This window comes from Pseudomonas sp. BIGb0558 (genome assembly GCF_024807515.1).
In the GTDB taxonomy this organism is placed as follows: domain Bacteria; phylum Pseudomonadota; class Gammaproteobacteria; order Pseudomonadales; family Pseudomonadaceae; genus Aquipseudomonas; species Aquipseudomonas yamanorum_A.
This window is the reverse complement of record NZ_JANUEW010000009.1, coordinates 68,928-89,237: the sequence shown is the minus strand read 5'-3', so window position 1 is coordinate 89,237 and position 20,310 is coordinate 68,928. Positions and strand designations below refer to the sequence as shown.

At 63.0% G+C, this 20,310-nt stretch carries 18 protein-coding genes; 12 read left to right on the top strand and 6 right to left on the bottom strand.

Annotated features, from left to right (window positions below; all coding sequences use genetic code 11):
* Positions 1 to 190 precede the first annotated feature (190 nt).
* The 6 genes from M2400_RS13855 (at position 191) to M2400_RS13830 (ending at position 6,020) form a co-directional block, all read left to right on the top strand.
* Entirely contained in the window at positions 191 to 949 is a 759-nt protein-coding gene (locus M2400_RS13855) for a DeoR/GlpR family DNA-binding transcription regulator (protein WP_177048381.1), read from the top strand.
* Positions 927 to 2,207, top strand: a complete 1,281-nt coding sequence (locus M2400_RS13850; RefSeq protein WP_177079443.1) for a M20 family metallo-hydrolase — start codon at positions 927 to 929, stop codon at positions 2,205 to 2,207. The genes M2400_RS13855 and M2400_RS13850 overlap by 23 nt, the downstream gene beginning before the upstream one ends.
* Positions 2,208 to 2,215: 8 nt before the next feature.
* On the top strand, positions 2,216 to 3,172 hold the full coding sequence (locus tag M2400_RS13845) for an aminoglycoside phosphotransferase family protein (RefSeq protein WP_177079444.1): 957 nt from the start codon (positions 2,216 to 2,218) through the stop codon (positions 3,170 to 3,172).
* Positions 3,169 to 4,104 carry a choline kinase family protein gene (locus M2400_RS13840; protein WP_010173097.1) on the top strand — a complete coding sequence of 312 codons (936 nt, stop codon included), beginning with the start codon at positions 3,169 to 3,171 and terminating at the stop codon, positions 4,102 to 4,104. The genes M2400_RS13845 and M2400_RS13840 overlap by 4 nt, the downstream gene beginning before the upstream one ends.
* 132 nt (positions 4,105 to 4,236) lie before the next feature.
* Positions 4,237 to 4,491: a hypothetical protein gene (locus M2400_RS13835; RefSeq protein WP_088427136.1), complete on the top strand. Its 255-nt coding sequence runs from the start codon at positions 4,237 to 4,239 to the stop codon at positions 4,489 to 4,491.
* A complete protein-coding gene (locus tag M2400_RS13830) occupies positions 4,488 to 6,020 on the top strand; it encodes a sodium:solute symporter (RefSeq protein WP_259197134.1) in 1,533 nt (510 codons plus the stop codon). Before M2400_RS13835 ends, M2400_RS13830 begins: the two co-directional genes overlap by 4 nt.
* A 122-nt stretch (positions 6,021 to 6,142) precedes the next feature.
* Here the strand turns inward: M2400_RS13830 and M2400_RS13825 are convergent, their stop codons facing one another.
* On the bottom strand, positions 6,143 to 7,987 hold the full coding sequence (locus M2400_RS13825; RefSeq protein ID WP_259197132.1) for a sigma-54-dependent Fis family transcriptional regulator: 1,845 nt from the start codon (positions 7,985 to 7,987) through the stop codon (positions 6,143 to 6,145).
* A gap of 338 nt (positions 7,988 to 8,325) precedes the next feature.
* Between M2400_RS13825 and M2400_RS13820 the strand changes: the two genes are divergently transcribed.
* From M2400_RS13820 to M2400_RS13795, 6 genes are read left to right on the top strand one after another with little or no spacing between them, the layout of a single operon-like run.
* Complete coding sequence (locus M2400_RS13820) at positions 8,326 to 9,420, top strand: ABC transporter ATP-binding protein (RefSeq protein ID WP_177048395.1); 1,095 nt, start codon at positions 8,326 to 8,328, stop codon at positions 9,418 to 9,420.
* The gene (locus M2400_RS13815) at positions 9,420 to 10,517 is read left to right on the top strand and encodes an ABC transporter ATP-binding protein (protein ID WP_259197129.1); all 1,098 of its coding nucleotides are present in this window, start codon (positions 9,420 to 9,422) and stop codon (positions 10,515 to 10,517) included. The genes M2400_RS13820 and M2400_RS13815 overlap by 1 nt, the downstream gene beginning before the upstream one ends.
* The gene (locus tag M2400_RS13810; protein WP_259197128.1) at positions 10,514 to 11,380 is read left to right on the top strand and encodes a carbohydrate ABC transporter permease; all 867 of its coding nucleotides are present in this window, start codon (positions 10,514 to 10,516) and stop codon (positions 11,378 to 11,380) included. Before M2400_RS13815 ends, M2400_RS13810 begins: the two co-directional genes overlap by 4 nt.
* 10 nt (positions 11,381 to 11,390) lie before the next feature.
* On the top strand, positions 11,391 to 12,191 hold the full coding sequence (locus M2400_RS13805) for a carbohydrate ABC transporter permease (protein ID WP_008433050.1): 801 nt from the start codon (positions 11,391 to 11,393) through the stop codon (positions 12,189 to 12,191).
* A 10-nt stretch (positions 12,192 to 12,201) separates the two neighbouring features.
* Positions 12,202 to 12,474 (top strand): DUF2160 domain-containing protein, encoded by a 273-nt coding sequence (locus M2400_RS13800; RefSeq protein WP_010173082.1) that lies wholly within the window; start codon positions 12,202 to 12,204, stop codon positions 12,472 to 12,474.
* Positions 12,475 to 12,509: 35 nt separating this feature from the next.
* The gene (locus M2400_RS13795; RefSeq protein ID WP_003218534.1) at positions 12,510 to 14,252 is read left to right on the top strand and encodes an ABC transporter substrate-binding protein; all 1,743 of its coding nucleotides are present in this window, start codon (positions 12,510 to 12,512) and stop codon (positions 14,250 to 14,252) included.
* A gap of 175 nt (positions 14,253 to 14,427) precedes the next feature.
* Here M2400_RS13795 and M2400_RS13790 read toward each other — a convergent pair whose 3' ends face one another.
* The 5 genes from M2400_RS13790 to M2400_RS13770 are packed head-to-tail and all read right to left on the bottom strand — an operon-like array spanning position 14,428 to position 20,308.
* Positions 14,428 to 16,068: a BatD family protein gene (locus M2400_RS13790; RefSeq protein ID WP_259197123.1), complete on the bottom strand. Its 1,641-nt coding sequence runs from the start codon at positions 16,066 to 16,068 to the stop codon at positions 14,428 to 14,430.
* Entirely contained in the window at positions 16,065 to 17,807 is a 1,743-nt protein-coding gene (locus tag M2400_RS13785; protein WP_177120775.1) for a tetratricopeptide repeat protein, read from the bottom strand. Before M2400_RS13785 ends, M2400_RS13790 begins: the two co-directional genes overlap by 4 nt.
* Positions 17,804 to 18,892, bottom strand: a complete 1,089-nt coding sequence (locus M2400_RS13780; protein WP_259197121.1) for a VWA domain-containing protein — start codon at positions 18,890 to 18,892, stop codon at positions 17,804 to 17,806. The genes M2400_RS13785 and M2400_RS13780 overlap by 4 nt, the downstream gene beginning before the upstream one ends.
* A complete protein-coding gene (locus M2400_RS13775; RefSeq protein ID WP_259197119.1) occupies positions 18,885 to 19,379 on the bottom strand; it encodes a DUF4381 domain-containing protein in 495 nt (164 codons plus the stop codon). The genes M2400_RS13780 and M2400_RS13775 overlap by 8 nt, the downstream gene beginning before the upstream one ends.
* Entirely contained in the window at positions 19,376 to 20,308 is a 933-nt protein-coding gene (locus M2400_RS13770) for a DUF58 domain-containing protein (RefSeq protein ID WP_003218540.1), read from the bottom strand. Before M2400_RS13770 ends, M2400_RS13775 begins: the two co-directional genes overlap by 4 nt.
* Positions 20,309 to 20,310 lie beyond the last annotated feature (2 nt).

The following is a 20,310-nucleotide window of genomic DNA, read 5'->3' as shown; positions in this document are numbered from 1 at the left end:
CGATAGAAGCCTGCCCGTGATAAACGCTTTGTGTTGTCCTGCCCTTTCACACCCCGATGAGTGAGAGGTACCCGTGACCCTGTCCATGGCCGTATTACGCTCTATGCTCCCTGCTGGACCGGCGTGTGCCGCTTCTCGCCGTGGGGCGCGCAATACCGGCCGCCTGAACCTGCCCTGGAATACCTCTTTTATGCTCAACCAGCCACGTCTCGACGAAATCATGCTCCTGCTCACCCAACACCAGCGCGTCAAGGCGTCGGACCTGGCGCAGACGCTGTTCGTCTCCGAAGAAACCATCCGCCGCGACTTCAAGTACCTGGAAGAAGCCGGCAAGCTGCGGCGCATCCACGGTGGCGCGATCCTGCCGCGGCTCAACGAAGAGCAACCGCTGCAAGTGCGCAGCCGCATCAAGCCCCAGGCCAAGACGCGCATCGCGGTGTGTGCGGCGAAGCTGGTGAGCGAAGGCATGGTGCTGTTTCTCGACACCGGCACCTCGACCCTGGCCCTGGCCCAGCAACTGATCGGGTTCAGCCAGTTGCGCATCATCACCAACTCCCTGGACATCGCCCGCCTGATCACCGAACAAAGCGCCAACCAGGTGCTGGTGGTGCCCGGCGATGTACGCCGTAACGACAACGCGCTGATTGGCGCCCACACCCTGGAATTCGTCCGACAGTTCCACTACGACATTGCCTTCATGGGCATCGGCGCCGTCGACCTGGAACTGGGGTTCATGGACTACCAGGAACCCGAGGCGCTGCTGCGCCGGGAACTGACCAAACACAGCCTGCGCAGCGTAATCCTGGCCGACGACGCCAAATTCGGCCACCGCACGTTCATCAATACGCTGCCATTCAGCGCCATTACGACCCTGGTTACCAATCGTGCGCCGTCCGACGATTTTGCGACCCGCCTGGAGCAAGCCCATGTCGACATCCTTTACCCCTGAGTTACTGGCGCCCAGTGAACAGGACCTTGAAACCTTCGAGGCGCTGTTTCGCGACTCTTCAGCTATCGGAGCGACCAAGGCCGGTGGGCTGCACCGCCTGGCAGCGTCGGCCGAGGACGGCGCCGTACGCGACCTGTTCGCCGCCTGGCTGACCGAGCGTGGCTTTGAAGTGCGGGTGGATGCAGTGGGTAATATGTTCGGCTTGATTACCTTCAATCCAGACGCGCCCTACGTGCTGTGTGGCTCACACCTGGACAGCCAGCCCAGCGCCGGGCGTTTCGATGGTGTCTATGGCGTGCTGGCCGGCGCGGTCGCGGTGGCGAGCCTGGCCCGCCAATTGCGCGAACGCGGCGAAGTACCGGCGTGCAACCTGGCGGTGGTGAACTGGACCAACGAGGAGGGCGCACGCTTCCAGCCCAGCCTGATCGGCAGCAGCGTGTTCACCGGCGACCTGGCCCTGCAAGACGCCTGGGCGTGCCGCGATGGCGACGGCATCAGCCTCAAGCATGCGCTGCAACAGATTGGTTATTTGGGAGAGGGCCGGGTCGAGCTGGACGTGGCCGGTTATGTGGAGATCCACGTTGAACAAGGCGACGGCCTTGAGCGCGACGGCCTGGCCATCGGCGTGGTTCGCGACACTTGGGCCGCCCTCAAGCAACGGATTCGGTTTATCGGCGAACAGAACCACACCGGCCCCACACCCATGGCTGCGCGCAAGGACGCCTTGCTGGCCGCCGCCCATGGGATCATCGCGGTGCGGGCCGAGGCCGACCTGCACGGCACGCAACTGCACAGCTCGGTGGGGCGCCTGGAGATCTACCCCAACTCTCCGAACGTGGTGCCCTCCAGCGTGACACTGCACGTCGAGTACCGTTCGCCAGACACCGAGTTACTGGCAGCCGCCGGCGCGCGCCTGGACGCCGCGCTCAAGGCCACGGCCACCGCCACGGCGACGGACTACACCATCGAAAGCCGCGCCCTGCGTGAGCCGACTCATCTGCACCATGGCTTTTCCGAGTTGGCCTACAGCGTCGGCCAGCAACTGGGTTTGCCCATCGGCAACAGCGTCACCGTTTCAGGCCACGACGCCATCAGCCTGAGCCGGCATTACCCGGTGTGCCTGCTGTTTATTCCGAGCAGCAATGGCGTGTCCCATAACGAAGCGGAGTTCACCAGCGAGCAGGACATGCGCAACGGTTTGCACATGCTGACTGCGTTGCTGCACCGCGCCTGTTCCACCCCCAACGCCTACCGCTGAGGTCTGCCATGTCGAGTCGTTTGCAAGCTAAGTCACGGCTGCTGGGCGCCCTGGAGGCGGCCGGTTTGTCCGCCCATGTGGTGGTCGAAGAGGGCACCGCCGGGATTGCCTCGCCGGTTCGGCTGGCCACCGAGTGGGCCGGTTATACCGTCACCGCCCCGTGGGGCCAGTGTTACGCCAAGGTCTTGCATGACGACATGCGCGCGCTGATCGACATCGAACGCACCGCCCGCGCCACACAACTGGCGGCCGATTGCGACGTGACGCCGGGCGTGCGTCTGGTGGATGCAGCCGCCGGTGTGTTGCTGCTGGATGCGTTGCCCGCCAGTGAATGGCGCTGGGCCCGCCTCGACGAATTGATGCAGCCCCAGCGCCTGCAGGCGCTCTGGGCCCTGAAGAAACAACTGCACGCCGGCACTTCCCCGGGTTTCAACCGCTCGCCGCTGCAAGACATTCAGCACCTGCGCGAGTTGTGCGTGCGCTACAGCGTGGGCTTGCCCCTCGACCACGCCTGGATCAGCACCTGCATTGACCTGGCCTGGACTTCCCTGCAGCTGAGCGCCAGCGCGTCGGTGCCGCTGCACGGCGACGGCGTGGCCAGCAACGTGATGATTGGCCCGGAGGGCGCCTTGCAACTGATCGACTTCGACTACGGCGGCTGCGGTGACCCCTGGTACGACGTGGCCATCAGCCTTAACGAGCTGTATGTCTTCGAAAGCGACTGGCGTGAAGGCATCACTGCCTGGGCCGGCCAATGCCGCGAAAGCGACTACGCCCGTTGCCGCCTCTATGCCCTGATCAACGATTGGTACTGGACCCTCTGGGGCCTGTGGGTCGGCGCCACCTCGGTGCGGCCGCTGGAGTTCTCCAAGGTGGGGCAGTGGACGCTGTTGCGCTGCCGCCAGAGTCTGCAAGACCCACGGTTTGAAAGTTGGCTACGTCAGGTACAGGAGGGGCAGGCATGAAAGCGTTAGGTGAGGCGTGTACGCCACAAGAGTGTCAGCTGGAGGCGGCGGTGCGCGGGGTCGCCAGTTGGGGCGGCAGCGGAATTCGTTATGAGCCGGTCAGCGGCGGGATTTCCAACACCAACTGGCGGGTGGAAGTGGCCGGCATCGATACGGCGTATTTCTTCAAGGTGCCCGGTGTGGGCACCGAGATGTTTATCGACCGCCGCACCGCCCACGACGCCAGCCTCAAGGCGGCGCAAACCGGCTACGGCGCGCCGGTGTTTGCCTTCCTTGAGGAATTCGGCGTGGAAGTCTTCGAATTCATGGAAGGCTGGCGCGCCTCGTCCAACCACGACTTCCTCGACCGCGACGTGCGCCACAACGCACTGCACGCCCTCAAGGCCTTTAACGACCAGCCGCCACTGGTGCAGACCAAAACCGTGTTCGACATGATCGCCGAGCACCAGCGCCAGGTGGAGCAACTCAACGGCTGCAAACCCGCCGACGACGCCTGGCTGCGCCGCCAATGCGATCGCGCGCGGGGTGTGCTGCAAGCCTCCGGCATCGATCTGGCGCCGTGCATGAACGACACCCTGGCGGGTAACTTCATGCTCAACGACCGTCGGCAGATTCGCCTGGTGGACTTCGAATACGCCTCCAACAACGACCGGCATTACGAACTGGCGCTGTGGTTCGGCGAGATGTTTTTTACCGACGAGATGGAGCTGGCCCTGATCGAAGACTACTTCGGCCAGGTTACCCCGCAGAACCTGGCGCGCATCAAGTTGCACAAGGCTCTGGCGGACATCAAATGGTCGACCTGGGCGATGGTGCAGCACGCGGTGTCGCAGCTGGATTTCGACTTCTACAAATACGGCACGTGGAAGCACATGCGGGCCCGCAGCATCATCAACGATTCGCAATGGGAAACCTGGCTAAGACAGGCTTGAGCCTGCGCCATAACAATAACGACGACACCTCAGGTTCCGCCTTTGGCGCTGGTTTGCGCTGACGTTTCACTGCTTGATTTTTTGTTTGATCACATAACAAACCGATCCAGAAATTCAAGGAGCACCCGACTCATGAAATCCGATACCGCACCACCCGGACGCCTGAAAAGCCAAATCTTCGGCGTGTACTTTTTCCTGTTGCTGATGCTCGCTTTATTCCCGCCGTTCTATTTGAGCGTGAGCGGCAGTACCGCGTTGGTACTGGGCATTCCGTTGCCGATCTTCTACTGGATCGCCATTGCCGTCCTTGCAGGCCTGGGCCTGTGGGCGCTGTACGTCGCCGAGCTGAAAGCCGGCGAAATACCCGAAGAGGGGGATGCGCAATGATCAGCACCACCAGCGATGCCAACCTCTTTATCACCTTTGGCGTGATCGGCCTGTTCCTGGCCGGGATGATCGCCGTGCTCTACGCCACCAACCGTGAGAGCACGAGCTTTTCCGATTACGCCGTAGGCGGGCGTTCCTATGGGCCGTGGTACATCGCGATGTGTTACACCAACTCCTGGTGGCCGGGCTCGACCTTTACCGCGTTTTTCGCCCTGACCATCGGCGGCGCCCTGGGCTTCTACGGCATGGTCTACGCCACCCTCGGCGTCACCGCGATGTACCTGATGGCGCGCCGCGCCTGGACCTGGGGCCAGCGCTTCAACCTGCGCACCCAGCCAGACCTGCTTGGCATGCGCTTCAACAGCCCGGTGGTCAAGCGGGTGGCCTCGATCATCGGCATCATCTCGGTATTCCCGTGGGTGGTGATGGGCATCCAGGCCTTGGCGATGCTGTTCCAGTTCGCCAGTTTCGGCCGCTGGGGCGTCACCACCTGCCTGATCGCCGGCGTGGTGGTGGTGCTGGTGCGCCAGTACTGGACCGTGAGCATGGGCATGCGCGGGCTGATCATGACCGACATGTTCCAGGGCCTGATTGCCTACGTGCTGTGCGCGGCGCTGTGTGTGTTCCTGCTGTTCGGCGACCAGGCGTCGTTCTCCAACCTGTCGCACCTGCCGGCCAAGATGTTGCTGATTCCCGGCGCCAGCGGCACCGGTTATGGCCCGTTGTACATGTTCAGCCTGATCTTCACCGGGGTGATCGGTTCGATGTGCTGGCCCATGAGTTTCCAGCGCATCTACACCGCCAGCGGGGTCAAGGCGGTGAAGAAAGGCACGCTGTATACGATCCTGTTGGTGGGTGGTTTCTACGGCATCCTGATGCTGTTTGCCGCAGCCATCAGCCAGGACCCGAACGTGATCGCGCATCCGCAACAAGGCTGGTTCCTGTCGCTGTTCGACATCGGCGGGCCGTGGATGCTGGCACTGGCGATCGTCATCGTGCTGGCGGCGAGCATCGGCCACGTAGACGGTTGCGTGCAGGTCTGCGGAACGCAGTTTGCCAATGACCTGGCCACCTGGAACACCCCGCGTACCGATCGGCAACTGACGCTGCTGGCCAAGTCCGGAATGGTGGTGTTTATCGTCGCCGCCTCGGTGCTGGCATACCTGACCTTTGACTATGCGCGGCTGCAGTTGCTGGCGCAGATTTCCTACCAGGGGATCATCCAGCTGGCGGTGCCGCTGTTCTTCGGGATCTTCAGCCGTCGTGGCAACAAGCAAGGCGCGATTGCCGGGATGCTGGCCGGGATTGTGGTGGCGATTGTGCTGACGACGATGTACCCGGATGACATTCCCGGGCTGGGCTCGTTGACCAGCGGGATTGTCGGGTTGGTGGTCAATGCGGGGATTTTTGTGGTGTGTGCATTGGCGATCAAGCCGAGCGCGCAAGAAAGTGCCCGGGTTGAGCAGCTGTTCGAGATGGCGGCGCCGGGTCGCAAAGTGCCAATGGGGGCAACGCCGGTCCTGAACTGAGCCCACATCTCAAACCCGACGCAGTTCCAATGTAGGAGCTGGCTTGCCTGCGATAGCGGTGGATCAGTGACAGAGATGTTGACTGACACTGCGCCATCGCAGGCAAGCCAGCTCCCACAGGTTTAACCGTGTTCCTGATCAGAGTCCTCGTTTTGCTTAAGGCGCTTGTACAGGGTATTGCGACTGACGCCGAGCTCCCTGGCCAGGTGAGAAATATTACCGCCCGCCGCCTTCAGCCGCTGGGCCAGGTCCATGCTGTCATCCAGCCGTTCACCGGTTGGCTCCGGCACCACCCCATTCAAATCCACAAAAAAATCATCCGGCAAATGCTCCGCCCGGATCGGCTGCTCTTCCGCCATCGCCAACGCGACCTGCAACACACTGCTCACCTGGCGCAGATTCCCCGGCCACGGATGTTGCTCAAACAGCGCCAGCACCTCGTTAGTCAACCCGGCCCACTGCGTCGGCTCCCGATGCTGTTGCCACAACTGTTTGAACAACGCCTGTTTATCCGTGCGCTCCCGTAGCGGCGGCAATTCCAGGGTCAGGCCGCCGATGCGGTAATACAGGTCTTCACGAAAACGCCCGAGCTGTACCTGTTCCCGCAGCGAACGGTTGGTGGCGGAGATGATCCGCAAATCCACCGGGAACAACTCGCTGCTGCCCACAGGCTGCACACAGCGTTCCTGCAACACCCGCAGCAACCGGGCCTGGGTCGGCAGCGGCATGTCGCCGATCTCGTCGAGAAACAGCGTGCCTTTGTCCGCCTTGCGGATCAGCCCGATGCTGCCTTTCTGGTTCGCGCCGGTGAACGCACCTTTTTCGTAGCCGAACAGTTCAGACTCCACCAGTTCGGCGGGGATCGCTGCGCAGTTGACCGCGATAAACGCCTGTTGGCTGCGGGAGCTGGCCTGGTGCAGGGCTTTGACGAACACTTCCTTGCCGACCCCGGTTTCGCCATGGATCAGCAGCGGGATGTCCTTTTCCAGCAAACGTTCGGCCTGGCGTACGGCCTTTTCCACCCGGGCGTCGCCAAAGTGCAGGGTCTTGAGACTGATGGCTGTGGAGGCGGGTGCGCTGGGTTTCTTGCTTTCCACAAATACGCGAGCCTGCACCGGTGCCTGTTTCGGGCGTTTCAACAGGCATTGGAAACGGTTGCGCCCGGCGGCTTGCAGTGAAAAGGGCAGGCCTTCGGGCTGGTTGAGCAGTTCCAGCAGCGAGACCTTGAACAGGCTGTCGATCAGCACCCGCGACAGGCTGATGCCCAGCAGATTGTCCGCACGGCGGTTGGCTGACAGCACCTGGCCGCTTTCATCGAAGATCAGCAACCCGGCCCACTGGCTATCAAGGTTGTTCAACCCGGTGTTGAACGTCAGCTGGAAATGCTCGCCGCGAAACAGGTTGAGGATCAGCCGGTTCTCCACGGTCTGGCTCATCATCTTGACCATGCCGAGGGTGTGGGAGGGCGGCAGGTAGCTGTCGCTGGACACATCCAGCACTGCGATGATTTCCCGCTGGGCATCGAAGATCGGCGCCGCCGAGCCGGTCATGAAGCGGTTGGCCTTGAGGAAGTGTTCGTCGTGTTCGATATGCACCGCCTGGGCACAGGCCAGGGCCGTGCCGATGGCGTTGGTGCCGCTGGAACGCTCCATCCAGCTGGCGCCGGCGCTGAAGCCACGGGCCAGCTTGGGTTCGATAAAGCGCTGGGTACCCCACGAGGTCAGCACCTGGCCCTGGTTGTCGGCGAGCATGATCAGGCAGTTGGAGTTGCTGAGGATGTTTTCGTAGTAGGGCAGTACTTCCTGGTGGGTGGTTTGCACGAGGGAATGCTGGCTCTCCAGCAACTGGCTGACACCGTCTGCGGGGAGCTGATCGAAGCTCGGGGTGCTCTGGTGATCCAGGCCATAGGCCCGGCAGCGGCGCCAGGAGTCCTGGATGATGGCATCGTGCGCCAGCGGTGTGCTCATGGCGGTGACCCTTGTTTTATTGTTGTTCTGGGTTCTATCTCTACCTATGTAGGAGCGAGCTTGCTCGCGAAGAACGTCAACGATAACGCGCCCATCCAGAATGAACGCGGCGTCCTGAAGTTCTTCGCGAGCAAGCACGCTCCTACACAAAGTGTTGTTCAGAACTGTTCATTGTCAACCCGCCACGTGTTCAGTTGTTCAGGCCGGCCTGTTCATTTCTGTTCAGAGGTGAACGGCCGTTTTGCCTAACCCGTTGACCGGCCTGGGTTTTGGTTTTTTGGCACGGAACTCGCTCTGTGCTCTTGCCAGAACCATTCCAATAATAAAAAGGTCGTGTCATGTCATTGACCCTGGAGCACGTCACTCGCGTTGTCGAAGGCCAGACCTGGATCGACGACGCCAACCTGCGTTTCGAAGCCGGTTCCTTCAATGTACTACTGGGCCGTACGCTGTCCGGCAAGACCAGTCTGATGCGCCTGATGGCCGGCCTGGACAAGCCCGACAGCGGGCGCATCCTGATGAACGGCGTCGACGTCACCCATAAGCCGGTACGCCTGCGCAACGTGTCGATGGTCTATCAGCAGTTCATCAATTACCCGACCATGACCGTGTTCGAGAACATCGCCTCGCCGCTGCGCCAGGCCGGTGTGTCGGCCGAGCAGATCCAGAGCAAGGTCCTCGAAACCGCGAAAATGCTGCGCATCGAGAAATTCCTCCAGCGCCACCCGCTGGAGCTTTCCGGCGGCCAGCAGCAGCGCACCGCCATGGCCCGGGCGCTGGTCAAGGACGCCGAGCTGATCCTGTTCGACGAGCCCCTGGTGAACCTGGACTACAAACTGCGGGAAGAACTGCGCCAGGAAATGCGCGAGCTGTTCAAGGCCCGCCATACCATCGCCATCTACGCCACCACCGAACCCAACGAAGCCCTGGCACTGGGCGGCACCACCACCATTCTCCACGAGGGCCGGGTGATCCAGAGCGGCAAGGCCGCCGAGGTCTATCACCAGCCGCAAACCGTGCTGGCGGCGGAGCTGTTTTCCGAACCGCCGATCAACCTGATGCCCGGGCGCATCAGCGGCAATGAGGTGAGCTTCGCCAACTTCGTACACTTCCCGCTGAACGTCGACCTGCGGCCCATCGGCGAGGGCGAGTTCCGCTTTGGCGTGCGCCCCAGCCATATCAGCCTGGTGCCGAGCAACGACGATGACCTGGAGTTGGCAGTGACGGTGGAAGTCGCCGAGATCAGTGGCTCGGAAACCTTCCTGCACGTGCGCAGCGAACATTTCCTGCTGGTGCTGCATTTACCCGGCGTGCACGAGTACGACGTCGACGCGCCGATCCGCGTCTATATCCCCACCCACAAACTGTTTGTGTTCGATGGCCAGGGACGTCTGGTCCAGGCCCCGGGCCGCCGTGTCGCGAGGGTTGCCTGATGGCAGAGATCCATTTGCAGAACCTGGCCCACAGCTACAGCGAAAAGCCGGCCGGCCCCGAGGACTACGCGATCCGCGAAATGAACCACGTCTGGGAGCAGGGCGGCGCCTATGCCTTGCTCGGGCCTTCGGGGTGCGGCAAGTCGACCTTGCTCAACATTATTTCCGGCCTGCTCAGCCCATCCGAAGGCCAGGTGTTGTTCGACGCCAAGGTGGTCAACGAGCTGACCCCGGAAAAGCGCAACATCGCCCAGGTGTTCCAGTTCCCGGTGGTGTACGACACCATGACCGTGTTCGACAACCTGGCTTTTCCCCTGCGAAACCAGGGCATGGCCGAGGCGAAGATTCACAGCAAGGTGCAGGAAATTGCCGAGGTGCTCGACCTGCAGAACCTGCTGGACAAAAAAGCCCGCAACCTCACCGCCGATGAGAAACAGAAAGTCTCCATGGGCCGCGGGCTGGTGCGTGACGACGTGTCGGCGATCCTGTTCGACGAACCGCTGACGGTGATCGACCCGCACCTGAAGTGGAAGCTGCGGCGCAAGCTCAAGCAGATCCACGAGCAGTTCAACATCACCATGGTCTACGTCACCCACGATCAACTGGAGGCCTCGACCTTCGCCGACAAGATCGCGGTGATGTATGGCGGGCAGATCGTGCAGTTCGGTACGCCCCGGGAGCTGTTCGAGCGGCCGAGCCATACCTTTGTCGGCTATTTCATCGGCAGCCCGGGGATGAATCTGATTGAGGTGCAGGCGGAGGCGGGCGGTGTGCGCTTTGCCGGCACGCATCTGGCGCTGCCCGAGGCGTTGCAGCAACGCATTGGCGAAACGCCTTACAAGAAGCTGCAGGTCGGCATCCGCCCGGAATTTATCCATGTGTGGGATGAGCACAATCCTGACGCGCTACAGGCACAGGTCACTCATGTGGAAGACCTCGGCACCTACAAGATCATGACCCTCAACCTCGACGGCGCCCCGCTGAAAGTACGCCTGGCAGAAGACAAACCGGTGCCCGAGGGCCAGGCGTCCATCAGCTTCCCGGGGCAGTGGCTGATGGTGTATGCCGACGACTACCTGCTGGAGGTGCAGCCATGAACAAGGTGCAGAACAACAAGGCCTGGTGGCTGGTGTTGCCGGTATTTCTGCTGGTGGCCTTCAGTGCGGTGATCCCGATGATGACCGTGGTCAACTACTCGGTGCAGGACATCTTCGACCAGTCCAGCCGCTACTTTGTCGGCGCCGACTGGTACAAGCAGGTGCTGCTGGACCCGCGCCTGCATGACTCGCTGTTGCGCCAGTTCATCTATTCGGCGTGTGTGCTGCTGATCGAAATTCCCTTGGGGATTGCCATCGCCCTGACCATGCCCACCAAGGGCCGCTGGTCCTCGCTGGTGTTGATCGTGATGGCGATTCCGCTGCTGATCCCATGGAACGTGGTCGGCACCATCTGGCAGATCTTCGGCCGTGCCGACATCGGCCTGCTGGGTTCATCCCTCAATGCGATGGGTATCAGCTACAACTACGCGGCCAACACCATGGACGCCTGGGTCACGGTGCTGGTGATGGACGTGTGGCACTGGACGTCCCTGGTGGCGTTGCTGTGTTTCTCGGGGCTGCGGGCGATCCCGGACGTGTACTACCAGGCGGCGCGGATTGATCGGGCTTCCAGCTGGGCAGTATTCCGACATATCCAGCTGCCGAAGCTGAAGAGCGTGCTGCTGATCGCGGTGATGTTGCGCTTCATGGACAGCTTCATGATCTACACCGAGCCGTTTGTGCTGACGGGGGGCGGGCCGGGGAATGCCACCACCTTCCTCAGCCAGACGCTGACGCAGATGGCCGTAGGCCAATTCGACCTGGGCCCGGCGGCGGCGTTTTCCCTGGTGTACTTCCTGATCATCCTGTTGGTGTCCTGGCTGTTCTACACCGCCATGACCCACTCCGACGCCAGCCGCTGAGGCCGCCAACATGAGCAAGCGCAAGGTTATCCCGCTGTTGGTCTACATCCTGTTCCTGCTGGTGCCGATCTACTGGCTGTTGAACATGTCCTTCAAGAGCAACACCGAAATCCTCGGGGGGCTGACCCTGTTTCCCCAGGACTTTACCTTCGCCAACTACAAGGTGATTTTCACCGACCCGAGCTGGTACACCGGCTACCTCAACTCGCTGTATTACGTCAGCCTCAACACCGTGATTTCCCTGAGTGTGGCGCTGCCCGCTGCTTATGCGTTCTCGCGCTACCGCTTCCTGGGCGACAAGCACCTGTTCTTCTGGCTGCTGACCAACCGCATGGCGCCGCCGGCGGTATTTTTGCTGCCGTTTTTCCAGCTGTATTCCTCCATCGGCCTGTTCGACACGCATATCGCGGTGGCCCTGGCCCATTGCCTGTTCAACGTGCCGCTGGCGGTGTGGATTCTCGAAGGTTTTATGTCCGGTGTGCCCAAGGAAATCGACGAAACCGCCTACATCGACGGGTACAGCTTCCCCAAGTTTTTCGTGAAGATTTTCATCCCGCTGATTGGCTCGGGAATCGGCGTCACGGCGTTTTTCTGCTTCATGTTTTCCTGGGTCGAACTCCTGCTGGCGCGCACGTTGACGTCGGTGAACGCCAAGCCGATTGCGGCGGTGATGACCCGCACGGTGTCGGCCTCCGGCATCGACTGGGGCGTGCTGGCGGCGGCGGGGGTGTTGACCATCCTGCCGGGCATGCTGGTGATCTGGTTTGTTCGCAACCACGTGGCCAAGGGCTTCGCCCTGGGCCGGGTCTGAGGAGTCGATGATGGAATGGATGGCCTGGACCACCCCGACTGCACTGTTCTTCGCCGCGATCGGCCTGCTGCTGGTGGGCATGACAACCTGGGAATTGCGCTCGCCGAGTATCCCCCGGCGCGGCTTGTTACCGATCAGCACCACCCGTGGTGATCGCTTGTTTATCGGTCTTCTCGGCAGCGCCTACCTGCATTTGTTGGTGATCGGCGTAACCGGCTGGAGCATCTGGGTGGCGTCCGCGCTGTCTCTGGTGTGGCTGTTGTCTGTGATGCGCTGGGGCTAGTTGCCCCGTTTGAACCCCAAAACCAGGAGGTCTCTATGTTCGATAAAAACAATAAGCTGCGACATAGCATTTCATTGGCGGCCGTGCTGGCGCTCAGCGGGCTCAGTGCTGCGGCCTGGGCCGATGCCTATGAAGACGCTGCGAAAAAATGGATCGGCAGTGAGTTCAAGCCGTCGACCCTTACCGAAGCCCAGCAGCTCGAAGAGCTGAAGTGGTTTATCAAGGCCGCGGAGCCGTTTCGCGGGATGAAGATCAACGTGGTGTCGGAAACCCTCACCACCCACGAGTACGAGTCCAAGGTACTGGCCAAGGCCTTCAGCGAAATCACCGGGATCAAGCTGACCCACGACCTGCTGCAGGAAGGCGACGTGGTGGAGAAGCTGCAAACCCAGATGCAGTCCGACAAGAATATCTATGACGGCTGGGTCAACGATTCCGACTTGATCGGTACGCACTTTCGCTATGGCAAGACAGAATCCATCACCGACCTGATGGCCAACGAAGGCAAGAACTTCACTTCGCCGACCCTGGACATCAAGGACTTCATCGGTATTTCGTTCACCACCGCGCCGGACGGCAAGATCTACCAGTTGCCCGACCAGCAGTTTGCCAACCTGTACTGGTTCCGCGCCGACTGGTTTGAACGGGCGGACCTGAAGGCCAAGTTCAAGGAAAAGTACGGCTATGAGCTGGGTGTGCCGGTGAACTGGTCAGCCTACGAAGACATCGCCAAATTCTTCAGCGAAGACGTCAAGGAAATCGACGGCAAGCGCGTCTATGGGCACATGGACTACGGCAAGAAAGACCCGTCCCTGGGCTGGCGTTTCACCGATGCCTGGTTCTCCATGGCCGGTGGCGGCGACAAGGGCCTGCCCAACGGCTTGCCGGTGGATGAGTGGGGCATTCGCGTGGAGGACTGCCACCCGGTGGGCTCCAGCGTCACCCGTGGTGGCGACACCAACGGCCCGGCGGCGGTGTATGCCACGCAGAAATACGTGGACTGGATGAAAGCCTACGCGCCACCGGAAGCGGCGGGCATGACCTTCTCCGAATCCGGGCCGGTGCCGTCCCAGGGCAACATCGCCCAGCAGATCTTCTGGTACACCGCGTTTACCGCCGACATGACCAAGCCGGGCCTGCCGGTGGTGAACGCCGACGGCACGCCGAAATGGCGCATGGCCCCATCGCCGGTCGGGCCGTATTGGGAAAAGGGCATGAAGAAGGGTTATCAGGACGTGGGCTCCTGGACCTTCCTCAAGTCGACGCCCGAGAAGCAGAAACTCGCGGCCTGGCTGTACGCGCAGTTCGTGACCTCGAAAACCGTGTCGCTGAAGAAAACCATCGTGGGCCTGACGCCGATTCGTGAGTCGGACATCAACTCCCAGGCCATGACCGACCTGGCGCCGAAACTCGGTGGCCTAGTGGAGTTCTACCGCAGCCCGGCCCGCGTGGAATGGACCCCGACCGGTACCAACGTGCCGGACTATCCACGCTTGGCGCAATTGTGGTGGAGCCATATTTCGGAAGCGGCCAGCGGGGAGAAGACGCCGCAGCAGGCACTGGATGGCTTGGCCAAAGACCAGGACGCGATCATGACGCGCCTGGAACGCTCCAAGGTGCAGCCGATTTGCGGGCCGAAGATGAACGAGGAGCGGGATGCGCAGTACTGGTTTGACCAGCCGGGTGCGCCGAAGCCGAAGCTGGCGAATGAGAAGCCGCAGGGTGAGACGGTCAGCTATAACGAGTTGCTCAAGTCGTGGGAGGCGGCGCGCAAATAACCCAAACGCAGCAGATCAAAAAATGTGGGAGCCAGGCTTTTGTGGGAGCCGGGCTTGCCCGCGATGCAGGCACCTCGGTCTGTCAGCCAGACCGCGGTGATGCCATCGCAGGCAAGCCAGCTCCCACATAAGCCCGGTTCCCACATTTGATTGGTGGTGTCTCAGAAAAGAGGGGCTACTTGGGATACAGCGGCGGCAAGCTGGTGCTATCCCCCGCAGGGTCCTGCTCGCGCTCCGCCATCGGAATCGCCTTCACCGCCCGCCACAATTCCTCACCCTGCCAATACTGGCCACTTTCGCTGTACAGCGCGCCATTCAACCCGTCCAACGCATCCGACAGCGGCACAAACCGCGCGGCCATGTCCGCCAGGGTCTCCGGCTGTTGCCGCGCCCAGGCATCCAGTGCCTGGCGCGTGGCTTGCGGATCGTTGGCCTGGCTCGCGCGCTTGAGGTCGTCCAGCAAGGTACGCGGGCTCGGGCCGGTTTGCGCGGCACGCAGGATCGCCGGCTGCCAGCGCGCACGCCACCACAAGCCGAAGCCCAGCAGGGTGGTGCAGGCCAGGATCAGGCTGGTCAGTTGCCAGATCCACAGGCTGTCGTTGTCCGGTGCGGTAATCACGGTAGGGCTGGCCGGTGTGTCCACCACCAGGCTCGGGTTGGTCGCCACTTGCAGGGTGCGCGCCGGCAGGCTGGTGCGTTCCAGGTGGTCTTCGTGGGTGTTCCACCACACCACTTCCACCGCCGGCAGCTCCAGTGCTCCGACGCGGTTGGGCACCAGGGCTTCGCGGTCTTCGCGGCTGCCGATCAGGCCGCGGTCGTTGTTCTGGTTGCTCAAGACCGGTTGGTCCGGGTAGCGGCGCAGGCCAGGGATGTCGCTCAGTGCCAGGGGCGGCAGTTGTGCGGCGGCCAGGCCTTCAGCTTTCAGGGTCAGGCTGCGGGTCAGGGAGTCGCCGACCTGTACATGGTCCGGCTCGGGGTTCCAGCTTTCAGTGAGGGTCAGGCTGCGTGCCGGCAGCCAGGGTGCGTCCGCCGGGTAGACAGCTGGCTTGGCCTTGACGGTCAGCGACAACTCCGGCGAGCTGACGTGGATCAGCTTGCCGGGCTTGGAGCCTTGGGGGTTGTTGTCCTGGGCGGGCCGTGGCTCCACCAGGGTGGCGCTGAATGTCTGCGTCGGGATCGTCAGCGTGCCGCTGTGCTGCGGGTAGATCGCATAGCGGGTTTCGATCACGCCATGGCGAATGCCGTTGATGACTTTCTCGTAGGTGCGCGACTCACCCAGTTGCTCGATGCGGGTATCGGCGACCTGCAACGGCGTGAGGCTGCTGTCGTCATACAGCGACACCGAATGGTAGACGCGCAGGGTCAGCAGTGCCTGGGCCTGGACGTAGACGCTGTCCTGGTCGAGGTTGGTTTCGATAAACACCGGGGCCAGTTGGGCCTCGGTGTTCTGGCTGACGGTTTCCACCACTTGCAGGGTGATCGGCTGGGTCTTGAGTTCGCCGATCTGCAACGGCGGAATCACCACGGTGCCGTTTTCCTTGGGCAGCAGGGTGATGATCCAGCGGGTGGTGGCGTGGTTGTCGCCCCCCAGGGTGGTGAGCTGGTTGATCTGGCGGGTGCCGCTGACTTCAAACAGCGGGTCGAGGGGCGCCAGGTCCGGTTTGCCGAACAGCGTGACGTCGTTGGACTCCACCGTCAGCTCCACTGTCTCCCCGGAATTGATGCGGCTGCGGTCGACACTGGCCACCAGGCCGGCAGCCTGGGCCTGGCTGGCCCACAACGCGAGGGTGAGAAGAAGGGCGGTGCAGCGGTTCATCGAGTCTTGTCCTGATGTTGTTGCTGTTCGTACCAGAATTTGCGTCGCAGCAGCTCACCGGGGTTGTCCGGGATCTGCCGCAGCCATTGTTCCAGGGCCTGGCGCTGTTCGCCTTCCAGCGTCCCGTCGGCGGGGCGCAGGGGCGGGGTGGTGGTTTGCTCATCCCCCAACTCGCTGCCGGGTACCTCGTTGCTGCCGGCGTGGGGCGTGGCGCCGGTTTGGGTGTCGGTGGCGCCGGGCTGGCCCTGGCCTTGGGACGTCTGCTCGCCACCGGTGGCGGTCTGGCTGCTGGCGCCCGGTTGCGCAGTCTGGCCGGGTTGCGTGGTTTCGTCATCCTCGTTTTTCGCAGGTTTGGCCGGCTCGGTTTTTTCCGGTTCCTGCTGCATCAGGCTTTCCACCAGGGCTTTGTTCTTCAGCGCCGGTTGCAGGTCTGGCTGGGCTTCGAGGGCTTGTTCGTAGGCGTCGATCGCCGCTTCCAGCTCGCCGCTTTTGGCCAGGGCATTGCCTCGATTGTAGTGGGAATAGGCGTCGCTGCCTTCGGCAAAACGCTTGGCGGCTTCGGCGTAGTTGCCTGCTTCGTACAGTGCGACGCCTTGCCATTGCGGGTCTTCGAAATGTTCGGCGGCCTCGGCCGGGCGTTTTTGCTTGAGCAGCAATTGGCCCTGTTGGTCCGGGCGCAGCCACAGGTCCTGGAAGTCGAAGGCGTAGCTGGGCTGCGGCGCGCCCAACAGCAGTAACGGCAGGCAGAACAGCCAGCCGCGGCGCCCGGCGCAGGCGGCGAGCAGCAGCAGTGGCAGGAGCAGCCAATAACCCTGGTCGGCCCATGTGTCGAGGTGCAGCAGTTGGCCGTCATTGCGCAGGCTTTGCGGGCCGTCCAGCAGGCCCAGGCTGCGCAGGTCCTTGTCGTCCAGGCGCGCCTGGCGGTAGCGGCCGCCCATCTCGCTGGCGAAGGCCTTGAGGGTCGGGCTGTCGAGGCGCGGCACGAGGATTGCGCCTTGGGCGTCCTTGAGGAATTCACCGCTCTCCTGGGTCACCGGCGTGCCTTCGCGGCTGCCGATACCGAGGATCGACAGGCTCGGTGCCTGGCTACCTTGCAACTGCAGGCGAATGCCCTGGCGTTCCTGCTTGGACAGCGACGAGCCAATCAGCAGCAGTCGACCCTGGCCCAGGCCTCCATGCTTGAGCAGGCTCAGGGCTTTTTCCACGGCCAGGTCGGCGCGGTGGCCGGGCTCGGGCATGATCGAGGGGCGCAGGGCTTCCAGCAGGTTATGGCTGGTGGCCAGGTCGTCCGAAAGCGGCACCAGGGTGTGGGCGCTGCCGGCGTAGACCACGATGGCGGTCTGCGCATCGCTGCGGGCCTGGAGCAGGTCGAACAGCTTGCGCCGCGCCTGTTCGAGGCGGTTGGGCGGGCTGTCGGTGGCGAGCATTTCCGGGGTCAGTTCCAGCAGCACCACCAGCGGGTCGGCGGGTTTCTGGCTGGACTGTTCGACGCGCTCCCAGCTCGGACCAAGCAACGCCAGCACGGCCAGCAGCCAGGCAATCCCAAGCACCACCCACGGCGATTTGCTTTCCCGGCCACTGCCGCCGCTGAGCAGCGCGGCATGGAAGGCTGGTGGCAGGATCATCTGCCAGCGCCCGGCGCGTTTCTGGCGGTGCCACAACTGCCACAGCAACCAGCCCAGCAGCGGCAGCAGCAACAGCCACCAGGGGCGGAACCAGTGGGGCCACAGGGCGATCATCGACGCCTCCGCAAACGCAGGCGTTTGAGGCGTTCGCGCCATTCAGTATTGGGTTGCAGGAAACGGCCCTTGCTCGAGAGTTTGTTGAACAGGCGTTGCAGGGCGTTATCCGGCCAGCGCTCCTGGATCACCAGCAGCATGCTGAGGATCAGCGCCAACGCCAGCGGCGCGCTGTACAGCGCCTGGGCGGGGCGGGCCTGGGTCGGTTGCTGGGCCACGGGTTCGAGCTGGTCGAGGGTTTCCTTGATCTTCAGCAGTTCGTTACCGTCGCGGGCGCGGAAGTAGCGGCCCCCGGTGGTCTCGGCGATGGCCTTGAGGGCCGGCTCGTCGAGGTCCAGGCTCGGGTTGACGCCGAGGATGCCCAGGGAGCCGGTTTGCTCCGGGTCGGCGCCGATGCCGATCGGGTAGATTTTCACGCCTTCCTCGGCGGCCAGGCGGGCGGCGGTCAGCGGGTCGATTTCGCCGGCATTGTTGGCGCCGTCGGTGACCAGGATCAGCACCCGGCTTTGGGCCGGACGCTGGCGCAGGCGCTTGAGGGCCAGGCCGATGGCGTCGCCGATTGCGGTGTTTTTACCGGCAATGCCGATTTTTGCTTCATCGAGCCAGGTACGCACGGTGCGCCGGTCGAAGGTCAGCGGCGCTTGCAGATAAGCCTGGCTGCCGAACAGGATCAATCCCACACGGTCGCCTTCGCGGCCTTCGAGGAAATCCCCCAGCAGGTGCTTGACCAGGCTCAGGCGGCTGACGTCTTCGTCCTGCCACTGCATATCGGGGAAGTCCATCGAGCCGGAGACGTCCACCGCCACCAGCAAATCGCGGCCACTGGCGGCAATCGGCAGCGGTTCGCCGAGCCATTCCGGGCGGGCGGATGCGGTCAACAGCAATAGCCACAGGAATACGAACGGCGCTTGCTGGCGCCAGCCCGGCAGGTTCACCCGCGCACGACGGCGGGCCAGGCCTTCGAGGTCGCTGAGGAAGCTGACTTTCAGCGCCGGCTCGCCGCTGTCGGCCACCGGCAAGATGAGCCGCAGCAACCACGGCAAGGGCAACAGGGCAAAGATCCACGGCCAGGCGAACTCAAACATGTTTGCGAATCCAGGTGTCGACGGCCTGGGTCAGGCCGGCGATGGCCTTGTCGTCGAGTTTGCATTCGGGCTTGTAGGCGCCTTCCACCAGCACCATCCAGCGGGTCAGGCCGGCGGCGGGGCAACGGTTGTCGAGGAACGCCAGCCACTTGCGGCCGTTGAGGGTGTGGCTCTGGCTGTAGGGGTAGTCGTTGCGGCACAGGCGTTTGAGCAGGCCGTTGAGTTGTTGCAGCCAGGCACCGGCGGGCGCGCCGTCGTAGGGTTTGGGCATCAGCGCCAGCTCGGCGAGGGCAGCGATGCGCAGCGGGTCCAGGGATTGCTCGGCGCGCGCCAGCGGGCGCTTGGCCGGCAGGAAGCGGCGCAGCCACCACAGGCCCCAGCCCGCCAGCGGGATGATCAGCAGTAGCAGCCACCAGCCCGGTGCCGGCGGCCAGAAGCCGATCACCGGCGGGGCGATCAAGGGTTGCAGTTGGTCAAGGCCGCTCATTGCTTTTTAACCGGGCGTTGCGGGTTCAGGTATTCGCGCAGTTGCTCGACCATTTCACCCTGGGTGCTCAAGGGCATCAACAGCACCCGCAGCTTTTGCGCGAGCAATTCCCAGCGGGCGCTGCGGGCTTCGGCCTGGGCCTTGTAGGCCTGGCGCAGATCAAAGTTCAGGGTGTCCAGTTCCAACTGTGCACCGCGTTCGGCGAAACGCAGCAGCCCGGCGGCGGGCAGGGCGTGGTCCAGCGGGTCGGAGACCGGCAACAGCAGCAGGTCGCAGTGGCGCGACAACAGGCTCAGCTGTTGCTCGGCGCCTTCGGTCAGGGCGCGTTCGTCGCAGATCACAATCACCAGGCTGCCCGGGCGCAGTACTTCCCGGGCCCGGCGCAAGGCCATGCCGAGGGCGTCGGCTTCCGGGCGACGTTCGGTGTTGAGGCTCTGGTTGACCCGCACCAGCCGGTTGAGCAGCTGCAGCAGGCTTTGCTTGCTGCGCCGGGGTTTGATTTCGTAGTGCTCGCTGTCGCCGAATACCAGCCCGCCGACCCGGTCGTTGTGGCCCAGTGCAGCCCAGCCGATCAGGCTCGCCGCCTGAGCCGCCAGCACCGACTTGAACATCTGCCCCGAGCCGAAAAACAGCCGGCAGCTTTGCTCCACCATGATGAAGATCGGCCGTTCGCGTTCTTCATGGAACAGTTTGGTGTGGGGTTCCTGGGTGCGTGCGGTGACGCGCCAGTCGATGGTGCGCACATCGTCGCCGGCCTGGTACACCCGCACTTGGTCGAAGTCGACCCCGCGCCCGCGCAGTTTCGAGTGGTGCAGGCCGATCAGCGGGCTGCGCTGGCTCGGCGTGGAAAACAGCTGCACTTCCCGCACGCGATGGCGCATCTCGATCAATTCGCTGAGGGTGACACGGGTTCCATCGCCAGCGTTCATGG